This window comes from Paractinoplanes lichenicola, assembly GCF_016785085.1.
Lineage (GTDB): Bacteria > Actinomycetota > Actinomycetes > Mycobacteriales > Micromonosporaceae > Actinoplanes > Actinoplanes lichenicola.
The window spans coordinates 186,078-210,055 of sequence record NZ_JAENHO010000003.1 but is presented as its reverse complement, the minus strand read 5'-3'; the positions used below and the strand labels follow the sequence as shown (position 1 = coordinate 210,055).

The 23,978-nt window shown below is 69.5% G+C and carries 28 protein-coding genes; 4 read left to right on the top strand and 24 right to left on the bottom strand.

The window, feature by feature from the left end:
• Positions 1-61: 61 nt before the first annotated feature.
• From JKJ07_RS09930 to JKJ07_RS09825, 22 genes are all read right to left on the bottom strand, one after another.
• Complete coding sequence (locus JKJ07_RS09930) at positions 62-1,153, bottom strand: EscU/YscU/HrcU family type III secretion system export apparatus switch protein (protein ID WP_202991136.1); 1,092 nt, start codon at positions 1,151-1,153, stop codon at positions 62-64.
• An 8-nt stretch (positions 1,154-1,161) separates the two neighbouring features.
• Positions 1,162-1,926 (bottom strand): flagellar biosynthetic protein FliR, encoded by a 765-nt coding sequence (locus JKJ07_RS09925; protein WP_202991134.1) that lies wholly within the window; start codon positions 1,924-1,926, stop codon positions 1,162-1,164.
• Positions 1,923-2,780 carry a flagellar type III secretion system pore protein FliP gene (fliP, locus tag JKJ07_RS09920; protein ID WP_202991132.1) on the bottom strand — a complete coding sequence of 286 codons (858 nt, stop codon included), beginning with the start codon at positions 2,778-2,780 and terminating at the stop codon, positions 1,923-1,925. The genes JKJ07_RS09925 and fliP overlap by 4 nt, the downstream gene beginning before the upstream one ends.
• Complete coding sequence (gene fliO / locus JKJ07_RS09915) at positions 2,777-3,220, bottom strand: flagellar biosynthetic protein FliO (RefSeq protein WP_202991130.1); 444 nt, start codon at positions 3,218-3,220, stop codon at positions 2,777-2,779. The genes fliP and fliO overlap by 4 nt, the downstream gene beginning before the upstream one ends.
• Positions 3,221-3,225: 5 nt before the next feature.
• On the bottom strand, positions 3,226-3,981 hold the full coding sequence (gene fliN / locus JKJ07_RS09910; RefSeq protein ID WP_202991128.1) for a flagellar motor switch protein FliN: 756 nt from the start codon (positions 3,979-3,981) through the stop codon (positions 3,226-3,228).
• A complete protein-coding gene (locus tag JKJ07_RS09905; RefSeq protein ID WP_202991126.1) occupies positions 3,978-4,925 on the bottom strand; it encodes a flagellar motor switch protein FliM in 948 nt (315 codons plus the stop codon). The genes fliN and JKJ07_RS09905 overlap by 4 nt, the downstream gene beginning before the upstream one ends.
• Positions 4,926-5,042: 117 nt before the next feature.
• Positions 5,043-5,501: a flagellar basal body-associated FliL family protein gene (locus tag JKJ07_RS09900; RefSeq protein ID WP_202991124.1), complete on the bottom strand. Its 459-nt coding sequence runs from the start codon at positions 5,499-5,501 to the stop codon at positions 5,043-5,045.
• A gap of 12 nt (positions 5,502-5,513) precedes the next feature.
• Positions 5,514-6,530 (bottom strand): flagellar motor protein MotB, encoded by a 1,017-nt coding sequence (locus JKJ07_RS09895; RefSeq protein WP_202991122.1) that lies wholly within the window; start codon positions 6,528-6,530, stop codon positions 5,514-5,516.
• Positions 6,531-6,534: 4 nt separating this feature from the next.
• Positions 6,535-7,326, bottom strand: coding sequence for a flagellar motor protein (locus JKJ07_RS09890; RefSeq protein ID WP_202991120.1), 792 nt, complete (start codon positions 7,324-7,326; stop codon positions 6,535-6,537).
• Positions 7,326-7,613 (bottom strand): flagellar FlbD family protein, encoded by a 288-nt coding sequence (locus JKJ07_RS09885; protein ID WP_202991118.1) that lies wholly within the window; start codon positions 7,611-7,613, stop codon positions 7,326-7,328. Before JKJ07_RS09885 ends, JKJ07_RS09890 begins: the two co-directional genes overlap by 1 nt.
• 109 nt (positions 7,614-7,722) lie before the next feature.
• The gene (locus JKJ07_RS09880; protein WP_202991116.1) at positions 7,723-9,006 is read right to left on the bottom strand and encodes a flagellar hook protein FlgE; all 1,284 of its coding nucleotides are present in this window, start codon (positions 9,004-9,006) and stop codon (positions 7,723-7,725) included.
• 24 nt (positions 9,007-9,030) lie between these two features.
• A complete protein-coding gene (locus JKJ07_RS09875; RefSeq protein ID WP_202991114.1) occupies positions 9,031-9,477 on the bottom strand; it encodes a flagellar hook assembly protein FlgD in 447 nt (148 codons plus the stop codon).
• 137 nt (positions 9,478-9,614) lie between these two features.
• Complete coding sequence (locus JKJ07_RS09870; protein ID WP_202991113.1) at positions 9,615-10,103, bottom strand: hypothetical protein; 489 nt, start codon at positions 10,101-10,103, stop codon at positions 9,615-9,617.
• 7 nt (positions 10,104-10,110) lie between these two features.
• Entirely contained in the window at positions 10,111-10,473 is a 363-nt protein-coding gene (locus JKJ07_RS09865; protein ID WP_202991111.1) for a response regulator, read from the bottom strand.
• A complete protein-coding gene (locus JKJ07_RS09860) occupies positions 10,470-10,955 on the bottom strand; it encodes a chemotaxis protein CheX (RefSeq protein WP_202991109.1) in 486 nt (161 codons plus the stop codon). Before JKJ07_RS09860 ends, JKJ07_RS09865 begins: the two co-directional genes overlap by 4 nt.
• On the bottom strand, positions 10,952-11,338 hold the full coding sequence (locus JKJ07_RS09855) for a response regulator (protein WP_184954779.1): 387 nt from the start codon (positions 11,336-11,338) through the stop codon (positions 10,952-10,954). Before JKJ07_RS09855 ends, JKJ07_RS09860 begins: the two co-directional genes overlap by 4 nt.
• A 5-nt stretch (positions 11,339-11,343) precedes the next feature.
• A complete protein-coding gene (locus JKJ07_RS09850; protein ID WP_202991105.1) occupies positions 11,344-12,189 on the bottom strand; it encodes a CheR family methyltransferase in 846 nt (281 codons plus the stop codon).
• Complete coding sequence (locus JKJ07_RS09845; RefSeq protein ID WP_202991102.1) at positions 12,186-13,376, bottom strand: protein-glutamate methylesterase/protein-glutamine glutaminase; 1,191 nt, start codon at positions 13,374-13,376, stop codon at positions 12,186-12,188. Before JKJ07_RS09845 ends, JKJ07_RS09850 begins: the two co-directional genes overlap by 4 nt.
• A gap of 11 nt (positions 13,377-13,387) precedes the next feature.
• The gene (locus JKJ07_RS09840; protein WP_202991101.1) at positions 13,388-14,260 is read right to left on the bottom strand and encodes a hypothetical protein; all 873 of its coding nucleotides are present in this window, start codon (positions 14,258-14,260) and stop codon (positions 13,388-13,390) included.
• The gene (locus JKJ07_RS09835) at positions 14,260-14,697 is read right to left on the bottom strand and encodes a chemotaxis protein CheW (RefSeq protein WP_184954775.1); all 438 of its coding nucleotides are present in this window, start codon (positions 14,695-14,697) and stop codon (positions 14,260-14,262) included. The genes JKJ07_RS09840 and JKJ07_RS09835 overlap by 1 nt, the downstream gene beginning before the upstream one ends.
• 1 nt (position 14,698) lies before the next feature.
• Positions 14,699-17,044 (bottom strand): chemotaxis protein CheW, encoded by a 2,346-nt coding sequence (locus JKJ07_RS51655; RefSeq protein ID WP_202991099.1) that lies wholly within the window; start codon positions 17,042-17,044, stop codon positions 14,699-14,701.
• An 89-nt stretch (positions 17,045-17,133) separates the two neighbouring features.
• Entirely contained in the window at positions 17,134-17,832 is a 699-nt protein-coding gene (locus JKJ07_RS09825; RefSeq protein ID WP_184954773.1) for a response regulator transcription factor, read from the bottom strand.
• Positions 17,833-18,189: 357 nt separating this feature from the next.
• On the opposite strand from JKJ07_RS09825, the gene JKJ07_RS09820 reads away from it, so the two are divergent.
• A complete protein-coding gene (locus JKJ07_RS09820; RefSeq protein WP_202991097.1) occupies positions 18,190-18,720 on the top strand; it encodes a CAP domain-containing protein in 531 nt (176 codons plus the stop codon).
• 4 nt (positions 18,721-18,724) lie between these two features.
• Here JKJ07_RS09820 and JKJ07_RS09815 read toward each other — a convergent pair whose 3' ends face one another.
• Positions 18,725-19,768, bottom strand: coding sequence for a UDP-N-acetylmuramate dehydrogenase (locus JKJ07_RS09815; protein WP_307834195.1), 1,044 nt, complete (start codon positions 19,766-19,768; stop codon positions 18,725-18,727).
• Positions 19,769-19,836: 68 nt separating this feature from the next.
• On the opposite strand from JKJ07_RS09815, the gene JKJ07_RS09810 reads away from it, so the two are divergent.
• From JKJ07_RS09810 to JKJ07_RS09800, 3 genes are all read left to right on the top strand, one after another.
• On the top strand, positions 19,837-20,595 hold the full coding sequence (locus JKJ07_RS09810) for a maleylpyruvate isomerase family mycothiol-dependent enzyme (protein ID WP_202991093.1): 759 nt from the start codon (positions 19,837-19,839) through the stop codon (positions 20,593-20,595).
• A 116-nt stretch (positions 20,596-20,711) separates the two neighbouring features.
• Complete coding sequence (locus JKJ07_RS09805; protein WP_202991092.1) at positions 20,712-22,130, top strand: GH1 family beta-glucosidase; 1,419 nt, start codon at positions 20,712-20,714, stop codon at positions 22,128-22,130.
• A 16-nt stretch (positions 22,131-22,146) separates the two neighbouring features.
• The gene (locus JKJ07_RS09800; protein ID WP_202991090.1) at positions 22,147-23,157 is read left to right on the top strand and encodes a LacI family DNA-binding transcriptional regulator; all 1,011 of its coding nucleotides are present in this window, start codon (positions 22,147-22,149) and stop codon (positions 23,155-23,157) included.
• Here JKJ07_RS09800 and JKJ07_RS09795 read toward each other — a convergent pair.
• Positions 23,122-23,931: an EI24 domain-containing protein gene (locus JKJ07_RS09795; RefSeq protein ID WP_202991088.1), complete on the bottom strand. Its 810-nt coding sequence runs from the start codon at positions 23,929-23,931 to the stop codon at positions 23,122-23,124. The genes JKJ07_RS09800 and JKJ07_RS09795 overlap by 36 nt on opposite strands.
• Positions 23,932-23,978: the final 47 nt, after the last annotated feature.

Here is a 23,978-nt window from a genome sequence, read left to right as displayed (position 1 = left end):
CCCGCAAGCCGATCTTCCCCCGTACGAGGTACCTATGTGAGGAAATCTCCTAACTTTTCAGTTATGCGGCTTCTGATTCAGAATGTGGGTTGCGGTGCAGCCCTGCCGCCGAGCCCTTCACCTTCAGGCTCATGACGAACGCCAGCACCCGGGCCACCGCGCCGAAGAACTCGGCCGGGATCTCGTGGCCCACCTCGACGCCGCCGTAGAGCGCGCGGGCCAGCGGCTTGTCCTCGACCATGGGCACCCGGTGCTCGCCCGCCAGCTCGCGGATCTTGGTGGCGAGCGGACCCTGGCCCTTGGCCACCACCCGCGGCGCGCCCTTCTGCGCCTCGTAGCGCAGCGCCACCGCCACGTGGGTCGGGTTGACCATCACGACGTCCGCGGTCGGCACGTCGGCCATCTGCCGGTTGCGGGCCATCGCCATCTGCCGCGCCCGGATCTGGGCCTTGATCAGCGGGTCGCCCTCGCTGTTCTTGTACTCCTGCTTGACCTCTTCCTTGGTCATCCGCAGCGACTTGTTGGTGCGCCGGCGCACGACGAAGTAGTCGGCCGCGGCCATGGCGATGCCGGCCACCGAGGCGGCCCGGATCAGGTTGAGGGCGGCGTCGGTGACCGTGCCGAACAGCGCGGCCAGCGGCAGCTGCCCGGCGCTCATCAGCGCCGGGAAGACGTCCTTGGTCGTGGTGTAGAGCACGCCGCCCAGCACGCCGGTCTTGACCAGGGCCTTGGTGCCCTCCCAGAGGGACTGGGGGCCGAGCATCTTCTTGATGCCGGGCAACGGGTTCAGCCGGTTGAACTTGGGGATGAACAGCTTGGTCGCGACCCGGATGCCGCCCTGGGCGCCGGCCGCGGCGATGCCGACCACCATCATCGTCAGCGAGAGCGGCAGCACGGCCCACACCGTGCCCATCATGGCCTCCTTGAGCAGGGCCATCGCCTGGGCCGGCTCGGGATCGGCGATGATGTCGGGGATCTGCGCCACCAGCGCCTCGGCGTGTTTCATCGCCTGTTCCAGGGTGCGCGGCAGCATCACGCTCGCGGCCAGCATGCCGAACCAGGCGCCGATGTCCTGGCTCTTGCCGATCTGGCCTTCGCGCTTGGCCTTCTTGAGTTTCTGGGGTGTCGGTTGTTCAGTCTTCTCGCCCGACATGTCACCCCCTAAGTACCGGTGAGCTGGAGCACGGCGCTGACCGCGCGCCCGACGATCGAGTCGAGCACGCCGGGCAGGGCGGTGATGGCGATACCGGAGATCAGCAGCACCATGAAGATCTTGGCCGGGAAGCCCAGCTGGAACGCGTTGAGCGCCGGCGCGACCCGGTTCAGCAGGCCGAACGCCACGTCGGTGAGGAACAGGACGGCGATCAGCGGGCCGGCGATCTGGACGGCGGCCAGGAACAGCTCGCCGAGTCCTTTGATCAGCAGCTCGGAGAACGTGCCGGGCGAGAAGGTCCAATTCAATGGCACGGTCTTGAACGTCTGCAGGAAGCCCCGCAGCACCAGCTGATGGCCGTCGGTGGCGAAGAGCAGGGTGACCGCGATGAGGTTGTAGAACCGGCCGAAGATCGAGCTCTGGTTCTGCGAGAGCGGGTCGTAGCCCATGGCCAGCGTGAAACCGCCGAACAGGTCGATCAGGTCACCGGCCGCCTGCAGCGCGGCGAACAGGATCGCGGTGACGAAGCCGAGCCCGGCCCCCACGAACACCTGGATCAGGATGCTGAAGATGATGTCCGACGTCTGCAGCGACGGCATGGTGCCCCGCAGGTAGGGCGCCATCGGCAGGGTCAACCCGATCGAGAGTAGCGCCTTGACCGTGCCCGGGATGAGCCGCGAGTTGAACGGCGGGCACACCATCATCCAGGCCCCCGTACGGGCCGCGCCGAGCATCAGGGCCAGCAGCTCGGCGGTCGGGACGCTGAGGTTCATCGGTAGGACGCCACCAGCGCCGTGAGGATCAACCCCCACCCGTTGACCAGCACGAACAGCAGAAGCTTGAAGGGTAAAGCAACAGTCACCGGGGGCAGCATCATCATGCCCAGCGACATCAGGGACGCCGAGACGACCATGTCGATCAGCAGGAACGGGATGAAGATGACGAAGCCGATGATGAAGGCGGCCCGCAGCTCGGACAGGACGAAGGCGGGGACCAGCGTGGTCAGCTCGACGTCGTTGCGGTTGCGCGGCCGCTCGTCGCCCGACAGCTTGATCATCAAGGCCACCTCGTCCTCACGGGTGGTCTTCCACATGAAGTCCTGCAACGGCTTCACGCCGTCCTTGAAGGCCTGCGACTGGGTCTTGTCGCCCTTGAGATAGGGCTGCACGCCCTGCTCGTTCATCGCCGACACGGTCGGGCCCATGATGAACAGGCTGATGAACAGGGCCAGGCCGGCCAGCACCTGGTTGGGCGGCATGCTGGTCAGGCCGAGCGCGTTGCGGGTGATGCCGAGCACCATGAAGATCTTGGTGAAGCACGTGCAGAGCAACAGCAACGCGGGCGCGACCGAGAGCACGGTCAGGCCCAGCATGATGATCAGCGACGTGGCCGGGCGGCTGCCGTCCGGGTTGGTGCCGTTGATGTTGACGTTGATGTTGGGACGGCCGGGGCGGGTCGGCGGGCTCGGCGGCGCGGGGGCTCGCTCGGGCAGGGCGACCACCACGGACGCGGGCGCGCGTTGCGGTGCCGCCGGCGTACGGGAAGGCTCCGCGCTCGCCGCCCCGGGCAGGAGCACCAGCGCGAACCACAGGCTCGCCAGCGACAGCAACAACGCGCGCTTGATCATCGGTGACTGGTCCGATCGCGGAGGAACTCCACCGCCGTCTTCCAGGTGCGCGGCGAGAGGATCGAGCCCTCGAGCCGGCCCGGCCGGGGCGCCGCCGGATGCCGTCCGGGCAGGTCCTTGGGCCCGTCGGCCAGCTCGGCGGCCAGTTCGTCGTCCACTTCCAGGTGGTCGCGATGCTCGGCGTGATGATGCTCGAAGATCTCGACCTCGGTCTCGCCGAGCAGACTGACCTGCTGATCGGTGACGCCCAGGATCATCGCCCGGTCGGCCACCTTGACCACGGCCAGCGAGGCGCCCCGCGAGAGCTGCTGGCGGTTGAGCACCTCCAGCGTGCCGTGCCCGCGGCCGAGCAGCGGGCGACGGATGAGCCGGGCCAGGCCCCACATCATCCCCAGGATGATGAAGAGCGAGAAGCCGATCCGCAGGACGAGCTCGAACAAGGCCGTTACCCCTCGACGCCGGGAGCGACGATCTCGGTGACCCGGATACCGAAGTTCTCGTCGACCACGACGACCTCGCCGCGCGCGATCAGCCGGCCGTTGACCAGCAGGTCGGCCGGGCTGCCGGCGGCCCGGTCGAGCTCGACGATCGCCCCCGGGGTCAGCGACAAGAGCTCCCGTACGCTCATCCGGGTGCGGCCCAGCTCCGCCGAGACCTCCATCTCGACGTCGTGCAGCATGTCCAGCCCGCCCCGCAGCTGCATCGCGGGTCCGGCCGGCTCCCGCCGCGCGACGTTGCCGCCGCCCGGCCCGTCGGACGGCCACGGGCTCAGCGCGAGGGCCAGCACGGCGCGGATCTCGGGGCCCTCGACCAGCGGCACCGCGACGGCTCCGTCCTTGGCGGCGATCGCGCTCAGGGCCACCTGCGGCTCCATCACGACGCCGGGATCGAGCACCACGGGCCCGAAGACCCGGGCGGCGGCCTCGAGCGCCGGGCGCACCGCGGCGGTCAGGTCGAGCTCGCCGAGCGGGCTCTCCTTGAGCGCGTCCGCCAGGTCCTGCCCGACCACCACGACGACCTCGCCGGTGGCCGCCCCGCTGAACCGGGCGGTGACCGCCTGGCCCTCGGTCAGGATGTCGGCGCTGGCGGTGATCGGCTCGGCGACGGCCAGGGGCCGGCTGGTGGGCAGGACACCCAGCGCGGCGTCGGCCGCGTTCCGGGCGAGCGCCAGCTGCGGCGCGGTGATGGTGGGCGCGGTCATGGGCGACCAGACTCCTTGGGCGATTCCTTGGGGGTGGGCACGACGAGACAGGCGAGCCGGGCACCCTGGTTACCGGGAACTGCGTGGGCGAAAACGGTCTCGTTGACGGTCACCTCGAGCGGCTGGCTGGTCGGATGACCGAGCGGGACGACATCTCCGGGCCGTAGGTCCACGATGTCATCGGTCCGCATGCGAATGGGCTGGAATCGGACCGCAACGTCCAGCGGGGCCGAGGAAAGGCCGGCCGTCAGGTTGCGCATCGACATTTCCTTGGTGGCCCGCTCGGCGTCGCTCAGCACCACCGTCTCGGTGCGCGAGAGCACCGGCAAGATCGTGTTGAACGGCAGGCAGAAGGTGTGCATCGTCTCCTCGGCGCCGATCTTGACGTCGAACGAGGCGATCACGCAGGCGTCGCCGGGCTGGTGGGCCCGGAGGAACTGCGCGTTGTACTCGATGTCCTTGAGCTTGGGGTGGATGTCGACCAGCGTCTCGAAGCCGTAGCGCAGCTCGCCCAGCATCCGCTCGAGCAGGCCGCGCAGCAGGGGCATCTCGACCTCGGTCAGCGGCCGCTCCGGCTGGGGCCCGCCGGGGCCGCCGAGCATGTGATCAATCGCGGTCATCGAGGCCGAGGTGGAGACCTCCATCAGGGCCGTGCCCGGCAGCGGGTCGAGCGCCACCACGGCGATCACCGTGGGATTGTTCAGGGCCGCGACGTACTCGTCGTAGTTCAGCTGCTCGATCGAGGCCAGCGTGACGTTGCTGACCGCCCGCAGCCGCGTGGTGAGCAGGGTTCCGCAGCTCCGGGCGTACGTCTCGAAAGCGATCTGCAGCGTCCGGATGTGCTCCCGGGACAGTTTGATCGGCTTGCGGAAGTCATAAGCGGTCGGCCCTGCCCCCTGGCCTCGGCGCGACAGCCGGCCCGGGGTACGTGCGGCGTTGGTCACGTTGTCCCCATCGGCTCGTTTCCGGAGCGGCTGAGCCGGAGGACCGTTTTTATCCCCTTAAAGCGAGTTGGGCGGGTTCACCGAAGTGAACCCGCCCAACTGGCTACTAGCTCTTCGTTACTGGGTGACGAACGAGGTGAAGTACATGCCCATCACCATCTTCTTGCCGTCCTCGGTGTACGCCTTCACGATCTTCGCGGTCAGCTCCGACTTGAGCTCCTCGCGGCCCTTCTCGGTCGAGAGGTCGGCCAGCTTCTTGCCGGTGTACTCGTCGATCGCCAGCTCGCGGGCCTCGCTCGTGTCGACCGACTCGGCGCCGGCGTCCGCGGTCTGCTGCAGCGAGAAGTTCAGCTTCAGGTAGTGCCCGTCGGCCAGGTTGATCGTGATCGCGTCCTCGAGGGCCACGACGCTGCCCTTGACCGGCGCCGCCTCGGCCTTGTCGCCCTTGAGCATGAAGAAGGCCCCGGCGCCGCCACCGCCCAGCAGCACGACCGCGGCAGCCACGATGATCATCAGCATTTTCTTGGACTTCTTGGGGGCGTCGGCGGCGGTGGTGGTCGTCTCGTCCTTGCTCATCGAAAGCTCCTCTCAGTCGTGCGTCGGGTTGGTGTTGTTGGCTTCGCTGTTGTTATCGGTCTGGGTGGCGGCTTGTTGAGCGGCCTTGGCTGCAGCTGAGGTTTGACCCGGGTGCAGTTTGTTGTCCGCACCGGCCGCGGCCGGCAGCAGGGCTGCCTGGTCAGCCGTGAGCGTCGTCAGAACGACGACGTCGACGCGGCGGTTCATCGTGATCGAGCGGGGATCCTTCGGGTCGATCAGTGGCTTGGTGTCGGAGAAGCCGACCGCGCTGAGCCGGTTCTTGGCCACGCCGTGGTCCATCAGATATCGCACCGTGGTGGACGCGCGGGCCGCGCTGAGCTCCCAGCCGCTCGGGTAGAAGGTGGTCTTGGACTTGAGCTGGTTGGTGTTGCCGTCGACCTCGATGTTGTTGGGCAGCTTGGCCAGCGACGGGGCGATCGCGTCGAGGATCTTCTTGCCGCCGGGCTGCAGGTCGGCCCGGTTGCCGTTGAAGACCACCTCGTTGGTCAGGATGGTGACGACCAGGCCGCGCCGGTCGATCGTGAACTGCACCGAGCCGAGCAGCTTCTGGGCCGCCAGCGCGTCGGAGATCTTGTTCTCGATCTTCTTGAGGTTCTCGGCTTCCTTGGTGGCGGCCTCCGCGTTCTGTGAGGCCTTCTTCCGGTCCTCGGCCGCCATCGCGGCCTTGACCGCCTCCTTCTGCTGAGCCGTCATGTTGGAGTTGCCCGCCTTGCCGTCGCCCGGGTTGGCCCCCGGGTCGATCTGCACGATCTCGGCGCTGTTGCCGGAGCCGTCCATCGGGCCGGTCTGGCCCTGGAAGGCGACGCTCTGGGCGCCGAACCCGGACGACAGGCCCGAGGCCAGCTGGGCGAACTTCTTCATGTTGACGTCGCTCATGGAGTACAGAACCACGAAGAGAACGAACAGCAGGGTCAGCATGTCGGCGTACGACACGAGCCAGCGCTCGTGGTTGACGTGCTCCTCGTGCTCCTCATGAGCCTTCTTGCGCTTGCCCCCGCCACCGCTCATCGCGTCAGGCCGCCTTCTTCGTGTTCGCGGCCGCCTCGGCCTTCTTGGCCTCGTCCGGCGGGAGGAGGCTGCGGAGCTTCTGGGCCACGAGGCGCGGGTTCGAGCCGGCCTGGATGGCCAGGACGCCGTCGACGACCAGCTCCATCTCCTCGGCCTCGACGGCGCTCAGCCGGCCGAGCCGGGAGGCGATCGGCAGCCAGATCAGGTTGGCGCTGAGCACGCCCCAGAGGGTGGCGCAGAACGCGGCGGCGATCGAGTGACCGAGAGTGTCCGGCTTGTCGAGGTTCTCGAGCACGTGCACGAGACCCATGACCGTGCCGACGATGCCGATGGTCGGCGCGTAACCACCCATGTTCTCGAACAGCTTCGCGCTGGCCTTGTCGGACTTCTTCTTGGCGGCGATCTCGGCGTGCAGGATGTCGTGCAGCTCGTCGGGGTCGGTGCCGTCGATGGCCAGCTGCAGGCCACGCTTGAGGAAGGGGTGCTCGACCGTCTTGACCGCGTCCTCGAGGGCCAGCAGACCCTCGCGGCGGGCCCGCTCGGCCAGCTTGACGACCTCGTCGACCAGCTCGGTGGGCGGCGTGACCTTCTGAGTGAAAGCCCGGGTGAGCTGGGTGCCGACGCCGGTCCAGTCCTTCATGACCCCGCCCGCCATGGCGGCGGCGAAACCACCGGCGAACACCAGCAGCATCGAGGGGATCAGCAGGATGGAGGCCGGCGAGCCGCCCTCCAGGATCTGGACGGTGAAGACAATGACGAGGCCGGCGACTACACCGACGATGGTTGAGATGTCCATCAGCGTCCATTCCGGTGCAGCGGAAGCACCTTGGCGTCGTCGTCGTCCGCGGACGGCGGGGCGGAGGAGTGGGTGTTGGTGGGCTCGGCCTCGAGACGACTCGCCTGGGCGATCAGTGAGGCGCGGTAGTGCCGCACTGATTCGATGAACTCGGGCACGGACTCGGCAATGACGTACTTCGTGCCGTCGACCAGCGTGACGACCGTGTCGGGCGTGCAGTCAGCACGCTCGACGAGGTCGGGGTTCAGGGCGAACACGGCACCGTTGATGCGAGTTACGAGGATCACTGACAGCCATCCCTGGGTGGTGGTGCAGGCATCGGCTTCACACGACGACGGCCGGGGCAGACGCGAAGACGCCTGCCCCGGCCGGCGGCCGAACTCCTGGTGATGCTGGTTACCGCTTCATGCTGACGAGCTCCTGGAGCAGCTCGTCGGAGGTCGTGATGATGCGGGAGTTCGCCTGGAAGCCGCGCTGGGCGATGACCAGGTTGGTGAACTCCTGGGCCAGGTCGACGTTCGACATCTCCAGCGCGCCGCTGATGACCTGGCCGAGGCCGGAGCTGGTGGGCGTGCCGACCTGGGCCAGGCCCGAGTTGACGGTGGAGCGCCACTGGGAGTCACCGGTCTTCTCGAGACCGTTGACGTTCTTGAACGTGGCCAGGGCGACCTGGCCGAGCACCTTCTTCTGACCGTTGCTGAACGCGCCGATGATCTGGCCGGTGTCCGACACCGTGTACGACAGCGAGGCCAGCGTGCCGGCCGCGTTGCCGTTCGAGTCCGAGACCCGCGCCTCGGTCAGGCCGTGGAACATGGTCAGGTCCCCGGCGTCGACGGAGAACGTGTCACTGATGTTGGGGTCGATCGCGGTGGCCCCCGAGAACTCCAGCATCGCCTTCGTCGCGGGCGGCGTGGCGACCGGCTTACCGTCCTTGAACTGAATGGTGGCGGTGATCGGCGTGGCCGGCCCGGCATCACCCGACTTCGTCAGGGTCACCTGCCAGTCCTGGACGGAGGCCGTGGGATCGGTGGTGGTCCGCGTGAACTTGGCCGAGAGGCTGATCGGGTTACCCGTCTTGTCGAACGCCTTGAACGGGATCTCGATGGCCGGGATGGTGGTCGGGTCGGTCACGCCCTCGGGCATGTCGTTGGTCAGATTGCCCTTCATCTCCACCGTGCTGGTCGCCACCGGCGAGATGCTCTTGCCCAGGGGCATCCGGATGTCGCCCGGCTTGGCGGCCGGGTTGACCACGCCGCTCTCGTCGGCGGTCCAGCCCTGCACGGGCTCGCCGGTCGCGGTGGCCAGGGTGCCGTTGGCGTCGAAGAAGAACGAGCCGGCCCGGCTGTAGAGCTCCTCGTTGCCGCGGCGGGTGATGAAGAAGCCGTCGCCCTGGATCATCATGTCGCCGGCCTTGCCGGTGGTCTGCGCCGAGCCCTGGCTGAAGTTCGAGGTGATGCCGGCGTTGCGGACACCGAGGCCGACCTGGCCGGGGTTCGAGCCGGCCTGGCCGTTCTGCGGGGCGCCGGCCGCGGCGGTCATCTGGCTCAGGGTGTCCTGGAACTGGACCGAGCTGGCCTTGTAACCGACGGTGTTGACGTTGGCGATGTTGTTACCGGTCACGTCCATCATCTGCTGATGCGCGTGCAGGCCGCTGATGCCGGAATAGAGCGAACGCAACATGGGTGGGTCCTTCTCGGTTGAGGGTTACGGCTTGGTCGTCGCGTCGGTCCCGCCAGGCGTGATCTCCTGGACTTCCGTGACCTTGGACAGCGGCACTTCCGTGTTCCCGATCCGAAGGAGCGGTTCGCTGTCGCCGTTGAGCTTGGCGGCCGAGATGGCTCCGGTGTGCCGAACGCCGTCGCCGTCCATGTACTCCACGTTCTTGCCGACCAGGGAGCTGGCCGTGATCAACTGCTGGCCCTTGAGCATGTCGGCGATGCCCTCGAGCTTCTCGACCTGAGTGAACTGGGCCGTCTGGGCCAGGAACTGGGTGGAGTCGGCCGGCTTGCTCGGGTCCTGATACTTCAGCTGGGCCACCAGCAGCTTCATGAAGGTGTCCCGGTCGCCCAGGGTCTTGCTCTTCTCCTTGGCGCCCGGGCCGGCCGCCGCGGCAGCCGCGGCACCGGAGAGCCCGGAGAGTGGCGAGGTCATAGGTTGCTCCCGTCCGTAAAGCACGCTCTTAATGCGCTTCGGCCGGTTCGGCAATTTGCTTAGCACCGAAAGGAACCCGTCCGGCAACGCAAGAAGGGCCCGCCGGACGGCGGGCCCTTCTTGCGTGCGGAGTGCGATCAGGGCGCCAGCGAGAGGCTGAGCTTGCCCTTGCCGTACCGGTTGACGTCGACCAGCAGGTCGACGCGCCGGCCGAGCGCCATCAGGTGGGCCCGGGCGTCGCCGGGCAGCGGCTCGCCCGGATAGACGACCTGGTGCAGCTTGATGTGCGGGCCCCCCTCGCGGTTGAGCAGGCTGGTCAGCACGTTGCAGAGTTCGCCCACGTTCTCGGCCAGGTTCGGGTAGAGCTGCTTGTCGTCGATGCTGTCCTCGGCAGCACCGGCGGGCAGCAGGCCGAGCGCGGCGCCGGCGTTGGCGGCCAGGGCGAGCTCCATCCCGAGCACGGCGTAGATGCTCTGCGCCGAGTCGACAAAAATCGCGACCGTCGAGGTGGGAATCTCATCCGCGCTGAGAGGCTCACCGGGGCTGACGGTCACCTCCCGGCCGAGCAGGTCCTCGAAAAGGTTGCGGACGGCCAGGGTGCCAGGAAGAACCGTTACGTCAGACATGTCGTAATCATCCCAAAATAGGAGCGAAGACCTCATCGAATCGCTCAGCCGAGAAGGGCTTCACGATGAAAAAGAGAGCACCGGCGGAGTCCGCCTGTTCCTTCATCTCGGGAGTGCTCTCGGACGTCACGAAACCGAACTTGACGTCGTTCCCGGCCGCCCGGAGCTTCCTCAGCACCTCGATGCCGGTCATCTCGGGCATGTTCCAGTCGGAGAGCACCAGATCGGGGCTCTCCGCATTGACCATGTCGAAGGCCTCCTGCCCGTTCGCCGCCTCGACCAGGTCGTGATCGCCGAAGCCGGCCTGGCGCAGGGTGCGGACCACGATCTGCCGCATCACCCGGCTGTCGTCAGCGATGAGAATCTTCATTCCGCGCCCTCCTTGTTGTCACCGCGGCTCTGCCACATGGAAATCGACACCGGCTCGCCCTCCCACATCCCGTAGACCCCACTGATCCGTTCGGTGCCGGGGAAGCGCGCAGTCGCTTCGGGAGCGAGCACCACCTGCGGCAGCGACAGCAGCGCGCCCGGTGGCAACATCGCCTTGACGTTCCCGCCGACGATGTTGGCCAGTTCGCCCAGCACGTCGGAGAGGTCCTCGTCGCCGACCTCGTCCGGCTCCATGGCCAGGAACGCGCCGGCGGCGCGCCGGGCGGCCTGGACGGACGAGGCGTAGACGATGTATCCGGTCCAGGAACCGGTGATGGAGACGGAGGAGTGCACCTCGGACGGCTGGTTCTCGTCGTAGGTCGGGATCAGCGGGCTCACGCCCTCGGGATCCAGATACGACTCCCACACCTGCTCCACCATCTCGGCGAGGTCGTTCTCATTGACCTCGACTTCGATGCTCATGAGTTCGCTCCGGTCGGGACGAGGCCCAGCAGGGCCAGCTTTTCGATCATGGCCCCTTCGGTGAAGGGCTTGATCACGTATTCGTGCGCGCCCGCGGCGAGCGCGCGGACGATCTGGCTCTGTTCGCTCTCGGTCGTGACCATGACCAGCGTCATCTCGCGCAGGCGCGGATCGGCCCGCGCGTGCGTGACGAACTCGAGCCCGTTCATGTTCGGCATGTTCCAGTCGATGAGGGCCAGCTCCGGCACCTCGGTCATCGCGTGGAGAAGGTCGAGCGCCTCCTTGCCGTCGCCCGCCTCCACCGCCTCGAAGTTGAGCTTGGTGACGATGCGCTTGAGGATCATGCGCATCGCGCGGGAATCGTCGATCACCATGGCGCGCATGGGCGTCATCCCCTTCTCGCGGCGCCCAGGGACGCCCCGCTTCGGACTCGGTAGGCGGAGGTGCGGCCGGCGGCCACCCGCTCGTAGTTGTCGTCGATCCCGATCGTGGTCTCGGCCGCGCCCAGGAAGAGCCAGCCGTCCGGCCGCAGCAGCTTGGCCACGTTCTGCAGCACGGTGCGCTTGGTCGCGACGTCGAAATAGATCAGGACGTTGCGCAGAAAGATGACGTCGAAGGGCTGCATGGCGGGCAGCGGCGCGGTCAGGTTCATCAGCCGGAACGACACGTTGCGGCGCAGCGCCGGCGCGATCCGCCAGTGCGCGCCGGCCCGCTCGAAGTACTGCACCAGCTGGGCGGCCGGCAGCCCGCGGTTGACCTCGACCTGGCTGTACTCCGCGGTCTCGGCCCGCTTGACCATCTCGGTCGAGATGTCGGTGCCCATGATGTCGTAGCTCCAGCCCGGCGGGAGCTTCTCCTGCATGGTGATGGCCAGGCTGTACGCCTCCTGGCCGCTCGAGCTGGCGGCCGACCACACGCGGATCTTGCGCGTCGCCGCGCGGGACTTGACCAGCTCGGGCAGCACGACGTCGTTGAGCGCCGCGAACGGCTCGCGGTCGCGGAACCACGAGGTCTCGTTCGTGGTCAGCGCGTCAATGATCTTGCGCTGCTTGGCCGGGTCGGGCCGGCGCTGCAGGTCGGCCAGGAACTCGGTGACGCCGGCCGCGCCGACCGCACGGGCGACCGGGATGAGCCTGGCCTCAACCAGGTATTCCTTGCCGGGCGCGAGCACGATCGAGGCCTCGCGCCGGACCAGCTGGGAGACGAAGTTGAACTCGGCCTGCGAGAGCGTCATCGGGCCACCGCCGCCGACCGGCCGGACTTGACCCGGTTGACCAGGTGGGCGGCGATCCGGTCGAGCGGCAGGATCTCGTCCGCCAGCCCCGCGCCGACCACGGCGCCCGGCATGCCCCACACCACCGAGGTGGCCTCGTCCTGCGCCAGCACCTCGGCTCCCGCGTCTCTCAGCACCTTCGCACCACCCCGTCCGTCATGTCCCATTCCAGTGAGTACGGCCGCATAGGTCGATGCGCCGTAGAGCGCCGCGACGGACCGGAACATGACGTCCACGGCCGGGCGGCAGGAGTTCTCCGGGGGCGCGCCGCTGAGCTGGGTCAGCGTGGCCGTGCCCCGGCGATGGAAGACCAGGTGATGGTCTCCCGGAGCGATGTACGCCCAGCCGGGCGCCAGCTCCATCCCGTCCCCGGCCTCGACGACCCGCAGCGGCGTGCTGCGGTCGAGGCGTTCGGCGAACATCTTGGTGAAGACGGGGGGCATGTGCTGGGTGATGACGATGGGCACCGGGATGTCCGCCGGGATGCCCTGCAGCACCTTGGTGAGAGCGTCCGGGCCACCGGTCGACGAGCCGATCGCGAGGATGTCGATCCGGCCGCCGGGCGCGCTCCGCCGGGGCGCGGCGGTGGCGGGCCGGCCGGCTCCGGCCGGGGCGGCGCCGGGCCGACCGGCCGGCGGCATGCCCGCGCGGGCCGGTGCGGCGCCGGGGCGGCCGGCGACCGGCCGGGCGGGCGCGGCCGGGGCGCCCGGCCGCGACGGCGGTCCCGACGGGGCGCCGGGGCGGCGCCGGCCGGACAGCGCATAGATCTTGGGGACGAGCTCGTCGCGGACCGCCTTGATCGACTCGTTGATCGAGCCGACGTTGCTCGGCTTCGTGACGTAGTCGGTCGCGCCCGCGGAGAGCGCCTCCAAAGTGGCCGAGGCGCCCGACGCCGACAGCGTGCTGAACATGATCACGGGGATCTGCTTGTGCCGCTTGCGCAGCTCGCGGACCGCCGTGATGCCGTCCATCTGCGGCATCTCGATGTCCATCGTGATCACGTCGGGCTTCAGCTGGTCGATCTTGGCCTGGGCCAGCAGCCCGTTGGACGCCGTGCCGACGACCTCGATGTTCTCGGCGCCACCGAGAGCGTCGACGATCAAGCGGCGGACGACCACCGAGTCGTCGACAACGAGGACCGAAATCATCTGGTCACCTCTCAACCCAGCCACGCGGGCCCGAGTGCGGCCACGACGGGGGCGAGCAGCCGGTGAGCGGTCGAGGTGTCGAGCAGATCCCGCACCACGAGCGCCTGCACCGCGCCGCTGAGCATGTTCCACACCCCGCCGGCCCGGTCGGCCAGCGGAATGGTGGCCGTGTCGACGGCCTGTACCAACAGCATCTGCGCCGCGGCGGCCGTGCGGACCCGATCCGACAGATAGGCCGCCCAGGACGCCGAATGCACGGCCGGGGACCAGCCGCCGGTGTTGCGGCGGGCGTCGTCGGCCGAGGCGACCAGCCGGGCCAGATCGCTCGACCGCAGCGAGCGCAGCCGGTCGAGCAGGGCCGAGACCGTGTAGTGGTGCGGGCCCAGGTCGATCGGCGCGCCGACCGGCAGCTTGCGCATGGCCGCGACCCAGCCCGCACCGAGCCGGCGCCGGGTGTCGGCGTCGAGCACCTCGCGCAGGTAGCTGGCCACCGCGGCGTCGCAGATCAGGGCGGTGGCGGCCGCCGCGACCTCGGACTGCTGGGCGTCGCGGCCGGTGCCCGTCCAGGTCCAGGCCATCACGTCGTAGCGCAGGCAGGTCAGCAGGGCGTCGACCGTGCCGATCGGGGCCCGCTCGACGAGGGCCAGGCTGCCGGCCGCGTCGTCCTTGTTCATGCCCTTGAGCGACGGCATCCGGCGGGCCGCGCTCTCCACCTCGACCCACAGCGGTCCGCGCGTGTCCTCGTCCGGCAGCCGTTCGGCCAGCAGCGGGAGGTCGGCGGCCTGCAACCGCAGGCCGCGCAGCACGACCTCGGCCGTGGCCGACCCGCCGGTGAGGCGGGTCAGGTCGAAGCCGAGCACCGGGGCGCTGACGAGGCTGTACATCAGGTCGTGGCGCGGTACGTGTCGACGGCCGCGTTCACGTCGAGGGCGAGCATCAGCCGGCCGTCCAACTTGAACGTCCCCACGACCAGGTCGCGGGTGGGTCCGCTGAGCGTGTCGGGCGGCGGCTCGAACGTGTCGTCGTCGAGGTCGACCACCTCGCCGATCCGGTCCACCACAAGGCTCACCGGCTCGCCGTCGCCGCGCAGGATCACGTTCATCACCGGGCCCTCGAGCTCCTTGCGGGCCAGGCCGAGCTGCACCCGCAGGTCGACCGCGGCGATCACCTGGCCGCGCAGGTTGAAGAGCCCGCCGATGGCCGGCGGCGCGAGCGGCACGGGGGTGTACTCGTTGTACGAGAGCACCTCCTGCACCGTGTGCACCTCGACCCCGAAGAGCTGCTCGGCCACCTCGAAGGTGGCGAACTGACGGCTCGCCATCTCAGGCCTCCACCAGCAGCTCGTCGTTTTCCAGGTCGGTGTAGAAGTTCGGGTCGGCCGCGAGGATCGCGCGACGCACGTCCAGCAGCTCGGTCACGCGCTGCTGGATGACCGCGGTGCCGACCAGGCCGTCCTCCTCGGCGTCGCGGCGGGCCGTCGTCGAGTTCTCGGCGATGTCCACGATCCGGTCGACCACCAGCGCCACGCTGCGGGCGCCCTCGCTGTAGACGACGACCGAGACGTTGTCGCCCTCCGGCTCCTCCCCGTAAGCCCCGAGCAGGTGCGACAGGCGCACCAGGGGCAGGATCTGGCCGCGGTACTGCACGACCTCGCGGGAGCCGGCGTGCTCGATCCGGTCGCGCGGGAACTCCTCGAGCCGGGTGACCGTGTCGAGCGGGATCGCCACCCGGCGCTCGCCGACCGCGGTGACCAGCAGCCGCTCGCCCGTGCCACCGGCGCCGGACGCCCGCGACGAGGCCTCCAGGTTCTGCCGCTCGGCGTCGGCGGCCAGGTGGCTGCGCCGGGCCAGCGACGAGACGTCGAGGATCAGGCCCACCTTGCCGTCGCCCAGGATGGTCGCCCCGGCGTACAGGCCGATGTCCTTGAACCGGGAGTTGAGCGCCTTGACCACGACTTCCTCGGTGTTGAGCACGCGATCGACGACCAGGCCGAAACGCCTGCCGTCGGCCTGCAGCACCATGATGTAGACGCCCTGGTCGCCGCCCACGTCGAGGCCGAGCGCGCGGTCCAGCCGGACGAGCGGGAGCAGCTTGCCCCGGAGCCGATAGACGGGCGCCCCCGAGGCGTATTCGATCTTGGTCGACTGACCGTCGATGAAGACCAGCTCCAGCACCGCGACCTGCGGGATGACGTACCGCTGATCGCCGCAGTCGACGGTGAGGGCCTGGATGATGGCCAGCGTGAGCGGGATGGTGAGCCGCCAGACTGTGCCCTCGCCGGGCTTGGAGTCGACGCTGACCGCGCCGCCGATGTTCTCGATGTTGGTCTTGACCACGTCCATGCCGACGCCGCGGCCGGAGACGTTGGTGACCTTGGCCGCGGTCGAGAAGCCGGGCTGGAAGACCATCGCCATGATGTCGCGGCGGTCCATGTTGGGGATCTGATCGGGGCGCAGCAGGCCGTTCTCGACCGCCTTCTGCGCGATCCGCTCGACGTTGAGGCCGGCGCCGTCGTCGGCCACCTCGACCGCCACGTGCCCGCCCTCGTGATAGGCGCGCAGCGTGAGCGTGCCCTCGGGGCCCTTGCCGGCCGCGATCCGCTGGTCGGGGTTCTCGATGCCGTGGTCGACCGCGTTGCGCACCAGGTGGGTCAGCGGGTCCTTGACCGCCTCGAGCAGGCTGCGGTCGAGCTCGGTCTCCTTGCCCTGCATGACCAGCTGCACCTGCTTGCCGAGCGACTGGCTGAGGTCGCGGACGACTCGGGGCAGCTTCGACCAGATGTGCTCGATGGGCTGCATGCGGGTCTTCATGATGCCCTCTTGCAGCTCACTGGTGATCATGCCGAGCCGCTGGGCGCTGCGTACGAGGGTGGCGTCGCCGGTCTCCATCACGCCGCGGACCAGCTGATTGCGGGCCAGGACGAGCTCGCCGACCATGTTCATCAGCGTGTCCAGCAGGTCGACGTCGACGCGGATCGCGCTGTCGGCGATGCTGCGCTTGGGCGTCTGGGCCTGCAGCGCCTCGCTGACCGCGGCCGGCTGGGCCTTGCCCTCGTCGAGCAGGATCGTGCCGAGCTTGCGCTCGTCGCCCTCGATCTGCTGGGCCAGCGCGGAGCCGACGTCCGAGGCCTGCGCGGCGCCGGTCTCGACCAGGATCTCGCCGATCGGCTTGCGCTGGTTGTCCACGGGCTCGGGGGCCGGCCGGGCCGCCGTCTCGTCGAGCCGCTCGGGCTCCGCCTCGGCCGCCGGTGCGGCTGCGGCGGCCGGCGCGTCGGCGGCCGGCTCGGCGTTCATCTGCGCGTTGACCTGCGCGATGATCGTGTCGATGTCGACATCGCCCTCGGCCTGGGTCTCCTCGATCGCCGAGAGGATCGAGCGCACCCCGTCGATGGTGGCGAGCAGCGTGGTGATCGTGGTCGGGGTGACCGGCATGACGCCGTCGCGCAGCTTCGACAGCAGCGACTCGCCCGCGTGGGCCAGCTTCTCGAGGCGGCTGAAGGCCAGGAAGCCGCTGGTGCCCTTGATCGTGTGGATCGCCCGGAAGATGCGCGAGATCAGGTCTCGTGAGTTCGGGTCCTGCTCGAGCTCGACCAGGTCACGGTCGATCTGGTCCAGGTTCTCGTGGCTTTCCATGAGGAATTCGCCAACGATCTCACCAAGGTCTTCCACGCTTCGTTACCTCCTGCTCGGCGTTCCAAGGCCCTCATCGGTTGTCGGCTTCATCACCTGAGGACACCCGGACCACTACCAAGGGGAAATCAGGACTCTCCACCGGGACGGCGGTAGCGGTAACCGAATCCGCGTACGGACTCGATGGGTGAATCGTCGGGGTCGGACCAGCCGAGCTTGCGGCGCAGGCGCAGCACGGCGAACTTGACGCGCTCCTGCCCGATGCCGGTCGGGTCGTCCCAGGCCTGGGTCAGCAGCTGGTTCGGGCTGAGCACCGCCCCGGCGTGCCGGACGAGCGCGTTGAGCAGCCGGAACTCCGTGGGAGTGAGCCGCTTCTCGTCGCCCTTGACATAAACCCGGCGCTTGGTCGGGTCGAGGTGCACCAGCCCGTCGTCGTAGACCTGGCTGGCCCAGCTGTTCTGCCCGCTCGACGAGCGCCGCAGCAGTGCCTCGACCCGGGCCAGCAGCTCGTTGTTGGCGAACGGCTTGGTCAGGTAGTCGTCGGCGCCGCCGCGCAGCCCGCGCACCTTCTCGGCCTCCTGGCCGTGCGCGGTCAGCACCAGCACCGGGACGTCCGAGACATCGCGCAGCCGCTCGAGCACCTGCCACCCGTCCATCTCGGGCAGGCCCACGTCGAGCACCACCAGGTCGGGGTGCTCCGCGTACGCCTCCTTGAGGCCCGTACGGCCGTCGCCGGCGTGCGCCACCTCGTAACCCGCACGGCTGAACAACAGTCGCAGGGCGAGTGCGATGTCCGGATCGTCCTCGACGACGAGTAGGCGACTCATCCTGTGCTCACCATGCCCCCACCCCTCGCTCGTGCTCAGGTCCGGACACGACCGCCCGCCCGCACGCCGCCCGGCGTTCGGTGGAGGGTCGGTGTCGTGTGTTCGCTCCGGCGACTGCCGGCGGCGGAATCAACCGCGCAAAGCCACGATAGCGTGATGTCACGGTCTATTTACGGACAGTGACAGATTAGCGAGCTATCCGCCTCGGCGACCCGCTCCTCGCAAGATCACCGATCCCCTCAGACTGGCACGTTCTGCGCCCGCGTTTCCGGTTTCGGGCAAAGAAGGGACGGACGGCCCGATTCCGGATCCGATATCCCTAGGTGGGCGACGCCGCCCAGGGAGAGGAGTTATGCCGTGCTGCGACATCTCGTCCTGCTGATCGCCGGACCGGCGATCGGGCTGGCCGTGCCCGCCCCGGCGCACGCCACTGTGCCGGTGCCGCCCGCACCCCCGGCCGCCGCGCCGGCCACGGCCACGGTGACACCCACGGCCGTCGCCCCGCGCACGCTGATGTCCCAGGTCGTCACGATGACCAACCAGCGGCGCTGGGCCAACGGCTGCCGCCGCCTGCTCACGGTCGACCGGGAGCTGGTGGTCGCGTCGGTGCGGCAGAGCGTCTACATGGCCCGTACGGGTCTGTTCAGCCACGTCTGGCGCGACGGCACCACCTTCGTACGGCGGTCGCACCTGGCCGGCTACGAGCAGCCCTCCGGCGAGAACATCGCCTGGGGCTACCGCACCGCGACCGAGGTCGTCGAGGCGTGGATGGCCAGCCCGCGGCACCGCGCCAACATGCTCAACTGCGGCGCCAAGTCGATCGGCACCGGCGTCGTCTACGCGGCCAACGGGGTGCCGTACTACACCCAGGTCTTCGGCTGGGACTGAGCTCTTACAACGCGCAGTTGATCAGAACGGGCTCGGGGTGCAGCTCGACGCCGAAGCACGCCCGCACCCCGTCCCGCACCGTGCGGGCCAGGCCCAGCAGCGCCTCGGTCGTGCCCGTGCCCCGGTTGGTCAGCGCCAGCGTGTGCTTGGTCGAGATCGACACGCCGTCGCCCGCGAAGCCCTTGGGGAAGCCGGCGTGCTCGATCAGCCAGGCCGCCGGGATCTTGACCGTGCCGTCGTCGCCCGGCCAGTGCGGGGCGTCCAGGCCGAGCCCGGCCCACTCGGCCGCGCTCACCACCGGGTTGGTGAAGAACGAGCCGACCGACCACGTGTCGCGGTCGTCCGCGTCGAGCACCATGCCCTTCTGCTCGCGCAGCTTGCGTACGGTGTCGCGGGCCTGCTGCAACGGGACCCGGTCACCGGCCTCGACACCGAGGTTGCGGGCCAGCTCGGCGTAGCGGATCGGGGCCGACTCGGCCGAGCGGGCCAGCCGGAAGTCGACCTCCACCACCACGTAGCGGTCGTTGTGCTTGAAGACGCTGGCCCGATAGGCGAAGGCGCACTCGGCCGGGGGCATCACCCGCAGCGTCCGGGTCTCGCGGTCGTACGCGTGGACCGCCACGATCGTGTGCGCGACCTCCTGCCCGTAGGCCCCCACGTTCTGGATCGGGGTGGCGCCCGCCGAGCCCGGGATCCCGCTCAGGCACTCGATGCCGGAAAGACCCTTCTCGACCGCGTACGCCACCAGGTCGTCCCACGGCTCGCCCGCGGCCACCCGCAGCACAACGCTGTCCTCGCGCTCCTCGACGACCCGGATGCCCCGGGTGCGCAGCAGCAGGACCGTGCCGTCGAACCCGGCGTCGCCGATCACCACGTTGCTGCCGCCGGCCAGAACCAGCAGCGGCCGCCCCTCTTCCGTGGCATTACGCACCGTAGCCACCACTTGGTCCGTTTCGGTGGCGACCGTCAAGATGCCGGCTGGGCCACCAAGGCGTAGCGTCGTGTACGCCGACAGGACGGTTTGCGGGGCGGCGGTAACGTCAGGCACGCCAACCACCCTAGGCTCAACGGTTCGGGCACCTCATCGGCGGTCCGGTGGAGCGGGAGAGAATCGCGATGAACAGGCTGCACGCGACGAAGGACTTCTGGCTCGCGGCATTGCGGGCCGACAGCCCCGCGCTGCAGGACGCGGTCGCGCAGGCCGGTCCGGAGGCGGCTGTCCCCTGCTGCCCCGACTGGACGGTCGCCGACCTGGTCGAGCATCTGACGTCCGAGTTGCACTGGGTCCGCGAGATCGCGGCCCGCGGGGTCACCGATCGCCCCGACCAGCCGCAGGTGCCGCCGCGCCCCGAGTGGGACGCCGCGCTCGACGGGCTGCGCCGCGAGCTGACCGGCACGATCGAGACGCTCGAGGCCCTCGACGCCGACTTCGCCGCGTGGAACTGGGCCCCGCAGGCCAAGAAGGCGTCGTTCTGGCAGCGCCGGATGGCCCACGAGGTCTCGGTGCACCGCTGGGACGCCGAGTCCGCGGCCGAGCGCCCGACCCCGATCGAGACCAAGCTGGCCGCCGACGGCGTGAGCGAGGTGCTCGACACCTGGCTGCCCGCCGGTCGCCGGCAGGGCCCGACCGACCTGCACGGCGTGGTCCACCTGGTCGCCAACGACGCCGGTTACGAGTGGTTCGTGCGGCTGCGCGGGGCCGGGGTGGCCCTGCTCGACACGGGCACGATCCTCGACTCCGACGATCACCACGCCCGCGCGCAGGCCACCGGCACGGCCAGCGATCTGCAGCTGATGCTGATGGGCCGGGTGCGCACGGATCGCCTGGTAGTGACCGGGGACCCGCGTTTGATTTCCGCCCTCCGCACGGGCTGATTTCCGCTCGGCGAACTGACAAGCGAGCTTACATTCGACTTACCGGTCTGGCGGCATTTGCCCGCACCTCTATGATTAACCGGTTAAGTTGAGCTCGCACAGGAAGCGGGGAACGCATGACGGCCACCGTCACGCCCACCACGTCGGCGCAGCCGGCCCTCGCCGCGATCACCTTCCCCGACGACTTCATCTGGGGCGCCGCCACGGCGTCGTACCAGATCGAGGGCGCGGCGCGGGAGGACGGTCGCGGCCCGTCGATCTGGGACACCTTCAGCCGTACGCCGGGTCGCGTCTACAACGGGCACACCGGCGACGTCGCCTGCGACCACTACCACCGTTACGTCGACGACGTGGCGCTGATGGCGGACCTGGGCCTGGCGTCGTACCGGTTCTCGGTCGCCTGGCCGCGCATCCAGCCCGACGGCACCGGCCCGGTCAACGTCAAGGGCCTGGACTTCTACGACCGGCTGACCGACGAGCTGCTCGGCAAGGGCATCGACCCGGTCGTCACGCTCTATCACTGGGACCTGCCGCAGACCCTCGAGGACCTCGGCGGCTGGGCCAACCGGCTGACCGCGGAGGCCTTCGCCGAGTATTCGCAGATCGTCCACGCCCGCCTCGGCGACCGGGTCAAGACCTGGACCACGCTGAACGAGCCGTGGTGCTCGGCGTACCTCGGCTACGGCAGCGGCGTGCACGCGCCCGGCAAGCAGGACCCGGTGGCCGTCTTCGCCGCCGTGCACCACCTGCTGCTCGGCCACGGCCTGGCGGCGCGGGCGCTGCGCTCGGCCGGCGCCCAGAGCATCAGCATCACGCTCAACCCGAATGTCGCGCTGCCGGTCGACCCGGCCAACCCGGCCGACCTCGAGGCCGTCCGGATCATCGACGGGCTGTCCAACCGGATGTTCCTCGACCCGCTGTTCAAGGGTCAGTATCCGGCCGACATGCTCGAGCACATGGCCCGCTTCACCGACCTGGCCTACATCGCCGACGGTGACCTGGCCACGATCAACGCCCCGATCGACGTGCTGGGGATCAACTTCTATCAACCCGCGTACGTCTCGGCCAAGCCCGGCGCCCCCGCGATGCTCGACCAGCCCGGCAGCGAGGGCATCGCCTGGCACGCGCCCGACGGCCCGGTCACCGACATGAACTGGCGCATCGAGCCGTCCGCGCTGACCGGCCTGCTCAAGCGGATCAACGACGACTACCCCGGCGTCCCGCTGATGATCACCGAGAACGGCGCGGCGTACCCCGAGGTCCCGTCGGCCGACGGCGAGGTGCACGACGCCCGCCGCGTCGACTACCTCGACGGCCACCTGCGCGCCTGCCATGATGCCCTGGCGGCCGGAGTCGATCTGCGGGGCTACTTCGTCTGGTCGCTCATGGACAATTTCGAGTGGGCCGAGGGGTATCGCAAGCGGTTCGGGGTCGTGCACGTCGACTACGCGACGCAGCAGCGCACGCCGAAGGACAGCGCGAAGTGGTACCGGGAGGTGATCCGGCGCAACGGCATCGCCGCGCCGGGCAACTGACGAGGGGTGAGATTTTGTGGTGACGCGGGAGCGGCCGACCCTGGAAGCAGTGGCGCGCCGCGCCGGGGTGTCCCGGGCGACCGTCTCCCGCGTCGTCAACGGCTCGACCTCGGTGGCCGCCGCCATCCGGGAGGCGGTCACCCGGGCCGTCGACGAGCTGGGCTACGTGCCCAATCAGGCCGCCCGCAGCCTCGTCACCCAGCGCACCGAGTCGATCGCGCTGATCCTGCCCGAGACCGCCAACCGCGTGTTCTCGGACGACCTGTTCTTCCCCGCGATCATCCGCGGGGCCGGCGTCGAGCTCGAGGCGGCCGACAAGCAGCTCGTGCTGATGATGGCCGGCTCGTCGAAGAGCCACGGCCGGGTCGAGCGGTACGCGGTGGCCGGTCACGTGGACGGCGTCATGTTCGCCTCCATGCACGGCGCCGACCCGCTCCCCGGCACCCTGGCCCGCCTCGGCATCCCCGTGATCTGCAGCGGCCGTCCCATCGGCGGCCCTTCAGTCCCCTATGTGGACGTCGACCACTTCGGCGGGGTCGCTTCCGGCGTACGCCACCTGGTCGCCCACGGCCGCCGCCGGATCGCCACCATCGCCGGCCCGCAGGACATGGTGGCCGGCATCGACCGGCTGGCCGGCTATCGGGCCACGCTCGACGAGGCCGGGCTGCCCCAGCACGTGCAGTTCGGCGACTTCACCCGCGAGTCGGGCATCACCGCGATGCGCGCGCTGCTGGCCGCCGACCCGGCGCTCGACGCGGTGTTCGCGGCCAGCGACATGATGGCCCACGGCGCGCTGATCGCCCTCAAGGAGGCCGGGCGCCGGGTGCCGGCCGACGTGGCCGTGATCGGCTTCGACGACTTCGAGATAAGCCGTTACAGCGATCCGCCGCTGACGACTGTGCGCCAGCCGATCGCCGACATGGGCCGCACGATGGCCCGCCAGCTGCTCGGCCTGATCAACGGCGAGCCCGGCCTGCCCGACGCCGTGGTGCTACCGACTGAGCTGGTGGTCCGCGGGTCGGCCTGAGATCGAGTGGCCCAGCGTCTGACGAGCCAGCAGCGTCGCGCCGGCGATCGCGGCCGGCATCAGCAGGATCGCGCCCAGCGGGATCAGGAAGCAGCAGAACACGGCCACGCCGAAGCCGAGCGCCAGCGGCCGGTTCGCCCCCAGCACGGCCCGCCGGTGCCGCAGCCGCTGCCCGCGCCGCTGGAACGGCACACCGGTCAGCTCGAGGGCCAGCAGCCACCCGCCGAAGGCCCCGCCGAGCACCGGGATCACGGTCTGCCCGACCACCGGCAGGAAGCCCAGCGCGAACAGCGGAAGGCCGATCACAATGGACAGCCCGATCAGCCGCAGCGAGTCGATCAGGCTGCGCCGCAGCGACGGCCAGAACCCCACCTCGACCTCGTCGGGCACGCCGCCGAACCGCTCCTCGACCAGCTCGGAGATGCGCTCGTAGAACGGGTCGCCGATCAGCAGGGTGACCGCCGTGAAGGTGAGGATGCCGAGCAGCACCGACACCCCGAGCAGGGCGATGCCGCCGAGCACCCGCATGAGGTCGCGCGCCCACTTGGCCCAGCCGTCGGCGAACCAGGTGACCGCGCTCGACAGCTGCGGCAGATAGTCGACCAGGAAGAAGAGGGCCGTGGCGTACAGCGCGCCGGCGATGACCGCCGGCACCAGCCCCAGCGCCAGCAGCTTCGGGCTGCGCAACACGATTCCGAGCCCGCGTCCGAGCAGCCCGGCCCCGATCGCGAACTGCTTGGCGGCGCCGAGGGGGCGGCCGGTTTCGGCATTCACGCCAGAAGAGTAGAGCAGCCCCGGAAGACGTGCCGACGACGCGGACG